The following is a 7,256-nucleotide window of genomic DNA, read 5'->3' as shown; positions in this document are numbered from 1 at the left end:
AAGATGCAGATCGAGTATGGCCTCAAGAAGGGCTATGCCTGGAGCATCGAATACACCGATGACCCACATCCCCGCAACACCTACTGGGACATGTACGGCCACCCCAACTTCGATCTGGAAGATGCGGCCGCGATGATGATGGAGTTGAAGGGCTGCCGCCAGGCCTTCCCTCAGCACTACATCCGCATGCTGGCTTTTGACTCCACCCGTGGCGTGGAGTCGGTGGCGATGAGCTTCATCGTGAACCGCCCAACCAAGGAGCCCGGCTTCCACCTCGAACGCATCGAGATGGATGGCCGCAACATGCGCTACAGCACGCGTTCGTACGCGGCAGAGCGCCCTGAAGCCGAGCGCTATCAGGAGTGATGGCCATGAACTCGCTCTACCGCATTCCCGGCACGACGGACCAGGCCTCACCGATGGTGGGCGCTGCTGAGGTGGCGAGTTCGGCGGTGGATGCGAGCGCATCCCAGCAAGCCGCACGGGCTGGATACGCAAGCACTGCTGCATCATCGGTACTTGCGTCGCAGCCTCGTTCAGTAGCCGACGTACTGGCGCAAAGCCAGGTCGAGGCGGTTATGGACGAGCTGGACCGCGATCTGGTAGGCCTGGCACCCGTCAAGACCCGCATCCGCGATATCGCAGCGCTGCTGGTCATCGACAAGCTGCGCGCCGCACATGGTCTGGCGGCGCAAAGCCCGTCGCTGCACATGTGCTTCACGGGCAACCCGGGTACCGGCAAGACCACCGTGGCCATGCGCATGGCGCAGATCCTGCACCGCCTGGGCTACGTCCGCAAAGGCCATCTCGTGGCCGTGACGCGTGACGACTTGGTCGGCCAGTACATCGGCCACACGGCACCCAAGACCCGTGAGGTGCTCAAGAAGGCCATGGGCGGCGTGCTCTTCATCGACGAAGCCTACTACCTGTACAAGCCCGAGAACGAGCGCGACTACGGCCAGGAAGCCATCGAGATCCTGCTGCAGGTCATGGAGAACCAGCGCGATGACCTGGTCGTGATCCTGGCTGGCTATGCCGACCGCATGGACACCTTCTTCCAGAGCAACCCGGGTATGTCTTCGCGCATCGCGCACCACCTGGACTTCCCGGACTATTCGGTGGGCGAGTTGTTGCACATCGGCACGGCCATGCTGGAGCAGCGGCACTACCGCTTCGGGCCGGGCGCACGCGAAGCCTTTGAAGACTACCTGCAGCGCCGCCTGCAACAACCCCATTTCGCCAATGCCCGCAGCGTGCGCAATGCGTTGGACCGGGCTCGACTGCGCCAGGCCAGTCGCCTGTTCGCTGATCGCGACAAGGTGCTGAGTGCCGACGAGCTCACCACCATTGAGGCTGCTGACATCCGCGCCAGCCGCCTGTTTGCCGTTCCCTCGACGAACACAACAAGCACAACAAGCCATGAGGACGCTCGCCATGCATGACATGCTCACCCTGCAAGAGGCTCTGGCCCGCAATCTGGACGATGCCGCACCCGATGCGGTGGTCGCCATGATCGACACGATGGACGCCATCGCCCAGGCTTGCGCCCGCATCAGCGATCTGGCCGGGCAGGGCGTGCTGGCTGGCGCGCATGGCCTGGCAGACAGCGCCAATTCGCAAGGCGAAGCGCAGAAGAAGCTGGACGTGCTGAGCGACGAGATCATGTCGCATCACCTGGGGCATTGTGAGCATGTGGCCGGCTGGGCCAGCGAAGAGCACGAGCACCATCAGCTGTCCGACAAGCACGTGCGCAACGGGCGATACCTCGTTGTGTACGATCCGCTGGACGGCTCCTCCAACATAGAAGCCAACATCTCGATCGGCACCATTTTCTCGATCCTGCCGCATGAAGGCCGTGGCCGCCTGCCCACCGAAGACAGCTATCGCCAGCCCGGCCATGAGCAGCTTGCTGCTGGTTATGTGCTGTATGGCCCGGCCACCATCATGGTGCTGACCTGCCGCCGTGGCGTGCTCATGTTCACGCTGGACAAGCGCAGTGGCGCCAACGGCGAGCCCATGCGCTGGCTGCTCACGCAAGAGGCCGTGCAGATCCCCATGCAGACCAAAGAGTTTGCGATCAATGCCTCCAACCAGCGCTTCTGGGAAAAGCCCGTTCAGCGCTACATCGCCGAATGCACGGCTGGCGAAAACGGCCCGCGCATGAAGGACTTCAACATGCGCTGGGTGGCCTCCATGGTGGCCGAAGTGCACCGCATCATGACCCGCGGCGGCGTGTTCATGTACCCACGTGACACGCGCGAGCCGCGCAAGCCTGGCCGCCTGCGCCTCATGTACGAGGCCTCGCCCATGGCATTGTTGGTTGAGCAGGCCGGTGGCCGCGCCGTCAATGGCACCAGCGAGTTGCTGGATCTGGTGCCGGACACCTTGCATCAGCGCGTACCCGTCATCCTGGGCTCGCGCGAAGAGATCGACCGCATCGTGAGCTATCACGCTGATCCGCACGAGAACGTGTCCTGGCAGCTGTTCAAGACCCGTTCCCTGTTCGTGCAACCTCAAGCCTGATCGAGCCCGCACACCATGTCCAGACGTCATCCCATCATCGTGGTCACCGGCTCCAGTGGCGCCGGCACGAGTACCGTCAAGAACACCTTCGACACCATCTTTCGCCGCGAGGGCGTGACCGCTGCCGTGATCGAAGGCGATGCCTTTCACCGCTTCTCTCGCAAGGAGATGAAAGGCGAGCTGGCCCAGGCCGAACGCGAGAACCGCAACTTCAGCCACTTCAGCCCCGATGCCAACGAGTGGGCCGAACTGGAGCAGCAGTTTCGCTCCTATGGCGAAATGGGGCGCTGCAAGACGCGCTTCTATCTGCACAACGACGCGGAAGCCGCACCTTACAAGCAAGAGCCTGGCACCTTCACCCATTGGGAAGACACGCCGGTCAATACCGATCTGCTGTTCTACGAAGGCCTGCACGGTTGCGTGAAGACCGACAAGGTGGACCTCACTCGCCATGTGGACTTGAAGATCGGCGTGGTGCCCATCATCAACCTGGAGTGGATCCAGAAGATCCATCGCGATACCAAATCACGCGGCTATTCCACCGAAGCCGTCTCTGACACCATCCTGCGTCGCATGCACGACTACGTGCACTACATCTGCCCGCAGTTCGCCGAGACCGACATCAACTTCCAGCGCGTGCCGGTGGTGGACACGTCCAACCCCTTCATTGCGCGTGATATCCCGACGGCTGGTGAGAGCATGACCGTGATCCGCTTCCGGAATCCGCGTGGCATCGACTTCCCCTACCTCTTGTCGATGATTGGTGGCTCCTTCATGTCACGCGCCAATACCATCGTCGTGCCTGGGGGCAAGATGGACCTGGCGATGCAGCTGATCCTGACGCCAATGATCCTGCGTCTGCTGGAGATTCGCCGCGCACAGATGCAGTAGACGGGCCTCAAGGGGGAAGCGAGGATTCCCCCTTGTCAGCAGCGCCTTGCTGTGCTTCCATTCAGGGAAACGCATCCGCCTGCATGCCACTTTGTCGCAGCGCTTCGTGATGCCTCGCCCGGTGCCGTTCTGGCCGAGCCTTTCCCCAGTCTCTTGTCTGTTCCCGTTTGACCGTTCGCCGGTTGAAGAGCCGGCTTTTTGACCTGAGCATTGCTTGAAAGGAGCGCCCCATGGCCGTCAGCACCCCGATTGCCGATATCGGCTGGAAAGCCCCCATGTTCCGCCTCAAGGGCGTGGACAGCCACTACCACTCGCTCAAGCAACTCTCTGGCATGCGGGGGACGGTGGTCGTGTTCATCTGCAACCATTGCCCTTATGTGCAGGCCATCATGCCGCGCCTGATCCGTGACGCCAAGGCCTTGCATGACCTGGGCGTGCACACCATCGCCATCAATGCCAACGACGACCGCGCCTACCCGGAGGACAGTTTCTCGAACATGAAGGTGTTCGCCAAGGAGTGGAACCTGCCGTTTCACTACCTGCATGACGACACACAGGAAATCGCGCACGCCTATGAGGCCGTCTGCACGCCCGATTTCTTCGGCTTCGACGCCGATTTGCGCCTGCAATACCGCGGCCGCCTGGATGCGGGCCGCAAGGATCCGGTGCCCGACGACACGCCGCGCGAACTGTATGACGCCATGCGACTGATTGCGCACTACGGCTATGGCCCGGGCGAGCAGCAAGCCAGCATGGGCTGCTCCATCAAGTGGCGCCTGCCACAGGAGGATGCCGATCTGAACTGGATCCAGCCCGCCATGTGAGGTGGATGCCATTTGTCCGAAAAAATGTAACTGCATGGTTTTCGGACAGTTCTTTCTCGATTCAAACGGACACGCAACACGTTAACTTGAGCGCATGCGTGTCCGAAAACACGCAGACACCCCGAAGCCTCAAGAAGCAGTTGTACCGAGGCCAAGGGATGTGCAGTAGACGATCACTCCGACCTGATGTGTCTTTGATAGCAGGACAGTTCGGGCGGATGCAGGGTGATCCGAAACCTTTGTGTTCAACCTTTCGAGAAAGTTTTACATCATGTTGTTTTCATTCAAGAAGTACGCTCGTCACCTGGCTGTTGCATCCAGCCTCGCGACGATGGGCGTGAGCGCTTTTGCCGCTCAAACCAGCACGGCCTCGGCCAGTGCATCTGCCACCATCGTGAGTCCTATCGCGATTGCCAAGACCTCCGATCTGGTCTTCGGCAAGCTCGCAGTAGGGGCCGTTGGTGGCAACGTTGCTATCAGCACTGCCGACGTTGTGTCGATCAGTGGCGCCGGGACCACCGTGACACAACCCCCCGGCAGCACCGGCAACCCCGCTTCCGCCGTATTTGGTGTGACGGGTGAAGCCGGCTTCACCTATGCGATCACGCTGCCCACCGATGGCGCAGTCACGATCAGCGATGGTGCCTCCCACACGATGGCCGTCAATGCCTTCGTCAGTAACCCTGGTACGACCGGCACCTTGTCCGGCGCAGGTACTGACACGCTGAAGGTTGGCGCGACCCTGGTCGTGGGCAACAACCAGGTGCCGGGTACCTATACCGGCTCCTTCAACGTGACCGTGTCCTACAACTGACATCCTGATGGCGTTGCGTCGGCAGGGCCCTCAGGCCATGGCTGCCGTGAGCGCAATCAGCAGGGCGCAGGCTGGCCGTGTGCTCGCCCGTGTCCTGGGTTTCGTATTGGGATTGGCTCTGGCTGCATTCGAAGGGCTTGCGCTTGTTCAGGCAAGGGCAGCTTCGATGTCTGCCACGGCCCATGTCAGTGCCACCATATTGGCGCCTGATCCAGTGGTCAGCGTGGTCGATAGCTTGCCTGCACAAGTCAATGCATCGACCGGGACCGTGTTGGTTCATGTGGGATCAGCATTGATTCAGGTGCCCAAGGTGACTGAACCCGCCGGCGTGAGTGAGCCTGCTGCTGCGGCTGTATTGGCAGCGTCGGTGCTCAGCACGAAGGCGGGAGACGGCAGCTTGCGTGGTGGTGGTTTGACTGTGGCCGTCTCTGCTGCGCCTGTGCGTGCGGCACCGAATGCACCAGCTGGTCCCGACACGGTCAACGTCCTGGTCGAATTCAATTGATATGTCATGACACACACTCTGCATCTTGCGTGCAGAGGATGGGGCTGTCTTTGTCTCAAGCTTCTGTGTGGGCTGTGTGCGGCATCCTGCTGTTCGCATGCGGCTGCACAGAACGTGAGCAACACGGGCAATCTGTCCTTCGGCACATTCGTGGCCTCGAGCGCGGGGACGGTCGCCGTCGGCGCTGATGGCAGCCGCGCGCAGTCTGGCGGTGCTTTCGTGCTCAGCCAGGGCAGCAACCTGGCCGCACCCGCGCAATTTTCGGTGCATGGCAAAGCCAATGCGGTTTATGCCATCACGCTGCCTGCAGACAACTCGGTGCTCATGAGTGACGGTGCTGGGCACGTCATGACGGTCAAGACGTTCACCAGCAATCTGAGTGGCATGTCCATCCTGTCGAAGAACGGGAACGGCCAGTTCAGTGTCGGCGCCACCTTGTCGGTCGGTGCGCAACAAGCAAGGGGTAGTTATGCGGGCACCTTCAGCGTGATCGTCAACTACCAGTGAGTCTTCCTTCTCCTTCGTCGTTCAATTGGAGTACGCCATGTCTACATCACGCTCGCCTTGGCTGTGGGTCCAGTGGCTGATCGCCGGCTTTTTGTGCCTGCATTCACTGCCTGCCAAGGCCGATCTCATGTTGTTCCCGACCCGTGTGGTCTTTGAAAAGGATCAGCGCTCGGCACAGGTCGAACTGGTCAACCAGGGCAAAACGCCCGAGACCTACCGCATCAGTGTGGTCAATCGCCGCATGGGTGAAGCTGGCGAGTTCATCGTCATCACGGAGCCCGGGCCGGGCGAACAGTTTGCCGAGGGCATGCTGCGCTATTCGCCCAGGCAGGTCACGATCGCGGCGGGCAGCTCGCAGACGGTGCGCATCTTGTTGCGCAAGCCTGCCGATCTGGCGCCGGGCGAATACCGTTCCCACCTGCAGTTTGATCGCGTGGCCGATGCCAGCGGCAGCAACAGTGTGGAGGAGTTGGCCAAAGAGAAGGCCGGCGGCGTGGGTGTGGTGCTCAGCGCCTTGGTGGGTGCATCCATCCCGGTCATCGTTCGCCATGGTGATACGCAGGCACAGGTGGCCTTGCGCAATCTGGCGTTCCAGGCAGCCGGGGCGGACAACGGCGCGGCGGTCTCATTCGACATCCTGCGCGAAGGCAACCGCTCTGTTTATGGCGATATCAGCGTCACGTTCACGCCTCGCCTGGGTGTGTCGCAAGACTTGATCAAGGCTGCGGGCGTGGCCGTGTACACGCCCAATCCTCTTCGCAAGGCACGCATGCCCTTGACGCTGCCGCCGGGCCTGCTGCTCAGCGGTGGAACCTTGAAGATCAGTTATCGCGAACGGGCTGAAGCGGGCGGCAATTTGCTGGCCGAGTCGGCCCTGATCCTGCCCTGACGCTCACGTGCTTGTCCATCAGCCATGGCGTCGTCAAGCCAGGGATCGGTGCGTCTGCTTGCATGGCTGCTGATGTCGCTGTGCGGCCTGTGCCTGAGTGCGCTCAGCCCGGTCGCACAGGCTCAGGCCCTGTCCAGCGGTGTGCAGGCGCCGGCTGCGTCTACGCACCGCGAGCTGGACGACAGCCAGGCCCTGGTGCTGGAGGTCGTGCTGGATGGGCACGTGCTGTCCGACAGCCTCACGGCCTATCAAGATGGCGAGCAGTTCTTGCTGCCGTTGGGGGAGTTGGCACGCCTGTTGACC

The 7,256-nt window shown here is 61.6% G+C and carries 10 protein-coding genes; all 10 read left to right on the top strand.

What is annotated here, in order from left to right; all coding sequences use genetic code 11:
* Nucleotides 1-3: 3 nt before the first annotated feature.
* Complete coding sequence (locus tag EPO09_RS16270) at nucleotides 4-366, top strand: ribulose bisphosphate carboxylase small subunit (protein ID WP_290644481.1); 363 nt, start codon at nucleotides 4-6, stop codon at nucleotides 364-366.
* A gap of 5 nt (nucleotides 367-371) precedes the next feature.
* A complete protein-coding gene (gene cbbX, locus EPO09_RS16265) occupies nucleotides 372-1,442 on the top strand; it encodes a CbbX protein (RefSeq protein WP_290644479.1) in 1,071 nt (356 codons plus the stop codon).
* The gene (locus tag EPO09_RS16260; RefSeq protein WP_290644477.1) at nucleotides 1,435-2,523 is read left to right on the top strand and encodes a class 1 fructose-bisphosphatase; all 1,089 of its coding nucleotides are present in this window, start codon (nucleotides 1,435-1,437) and stop codon (nucleotides 2,521-2,523) included. The genes cbbX and EPO09_RS16260 overlap by 8 nt, the downstream gene beginning before the upstream one ends.
* A 15-nt stretch (nucleotides 2,524-2,538) precedes the next feature.
* On the top strand, nucleotides 2,539-3,414 hold the full coding sequence (locus tag EPO09_RS16255) for a phosphoribulokinase (protein WP_290644475.1): 876 nt from the start codon (nucleotides 2,539-2,541) through the stop codon (nucleotides 3,412-3,414).
* Between the two features lie 230 nt (nucleotides 3,415-3,644).
* Nucleotides 3,645-4,238: a thioredoxin family protein gene (locus tag EPO09_RS16250; protein WP_290644474.1), complete on the top strand. Its 594-nt coding sequence runs from the start codon at nucleotides 3,645-3,647 to the stop codon at nucleotides 4,236-4,238.
* A 271-nt stretch (nucleotides 4,239-4,509) separates the two neighbouring features.
* Nucleotides 4,510-5,052 carry a DUF4402 domain-containing protein gene (locus EPO09_RS16245; protein WP_290644472.1) on the top strand — a complete coding sequence of 181 codons (543 nt, stop codon included), beginning with the start codon at nucleotides 4,510-4,512 and terminating at the stop codon, nucleotides 5,050-5,052.
* Between the two features lie 46 nt (nucleotides 5,053-5,098).
* Nucleotides 5,099-5,557 (top strand): hypothetical protein, encoded by a 459-nt coding sequence (locus EPO09_RS16240; RefSeq protein ID WP_290644470.1) that lies wholly within the window; start codon nucleotides 5,099-5,101, stop codon nucleotides 5,555-5,557.
* A 114-nt stretch (nucleotides 5,558-5,671) separates the two neighbouring features.
* Nucleotides 5,672-6,064, top strand: a complete 393-nt coding sequence (locus EPO09_RS16235) for a DUF4402 domain-containing protein (protein ID WP_290644468.1) — start codon at nucleotides 5,672-5,674, stop codon at nucleotides 6,062-6,064.
* 37 nt (nucleotides 6,065-6,101) lie between these two features.
* Complete coding sequence (locus EPO09_RS16230; protein WP_290644466.1) at nucleotides 6,102-6,953, top strand: molecular chaperone; 852 nt, start codon at nucleotides 6,102-6,104, stop codon at nucleotides 6,951-6,953.
* Nucleotides 6,954-6,977: 24 nt separating this feature from the next.
* Nucleotides 6,978-7,256 (top strand): hypothetical protein (locus EPO09_RS16225; RefSeq protein WP_290644464.1); only part of this gene is annotated, 279 nt, incomplete at its 3' end.

This window comes from Aquabacterium sp. (assembly GCF_004297345.1).
Classification (GTDB): domain Bacteria; phylum Pseudomonadota; class Gammaproteobacteria; order Burkholderiales; family Burkholderiaceae_C; genus Aquabacterium.
The sequence above is the reverse complement of the archived record's forward strand: the minus strand, read 5'-3'. Positions and strand labels throughout refer to the sequence as shown.

Excerpts from the sequence above, each read along its gene's own strand:
- EPO09_RS16270 (WP_290644481.1), top strand. The coding sequence starts at position 4 with ATGCAGATCGAGTATGGCCTCAAGAAGGGCTATGCCTGGAGCATCGAA.
- cbbX (WP_290644479.1), top strand. The coding sequence starts at position 372 with ATGAACTCGCTCTACCGCATTCCCGGCACGACGGACCAGGCCTCACCG.
- EPO09_RS16260 (WP_290644477.1), top strand. The coding sequence starts at position 1,435 with ATGCATGACATGCTCACCCTGCAAGAGGCTCTGGCCCGCAATCTGGAC.
- EPO09_RS16255 (WP_290644475.1), top strand. The coding sequence starts at position 2,539 with ATGTCCAGACGTCATCCCATCATCGTGGTCACCGGCTCCAGTGGCGCC.
- EPO09_RS16250 (WP_290644474.1), top strand. The coding sequence starts at position 3,645 with ATGGCCGTCAGCACCCCGATTGCCGATATCGGCTGGAAAGCCCCCATG.
- EPO09_RS16245 (WP_290644472.1), top strand. The coding sequence starts at position 4,510 with ATGTTGTTTTCATTCAAGAAGTACGCTCGTCACCTGGCTGTTGCATCC.
- EPO09_RS16230 (WP_290644466.1), top strand. The coding sequence starts at position 6,102 with ATGTCTACATCACGCTCGCCTTGGCTGTGGGTCCAGTGGCTGATCGCC.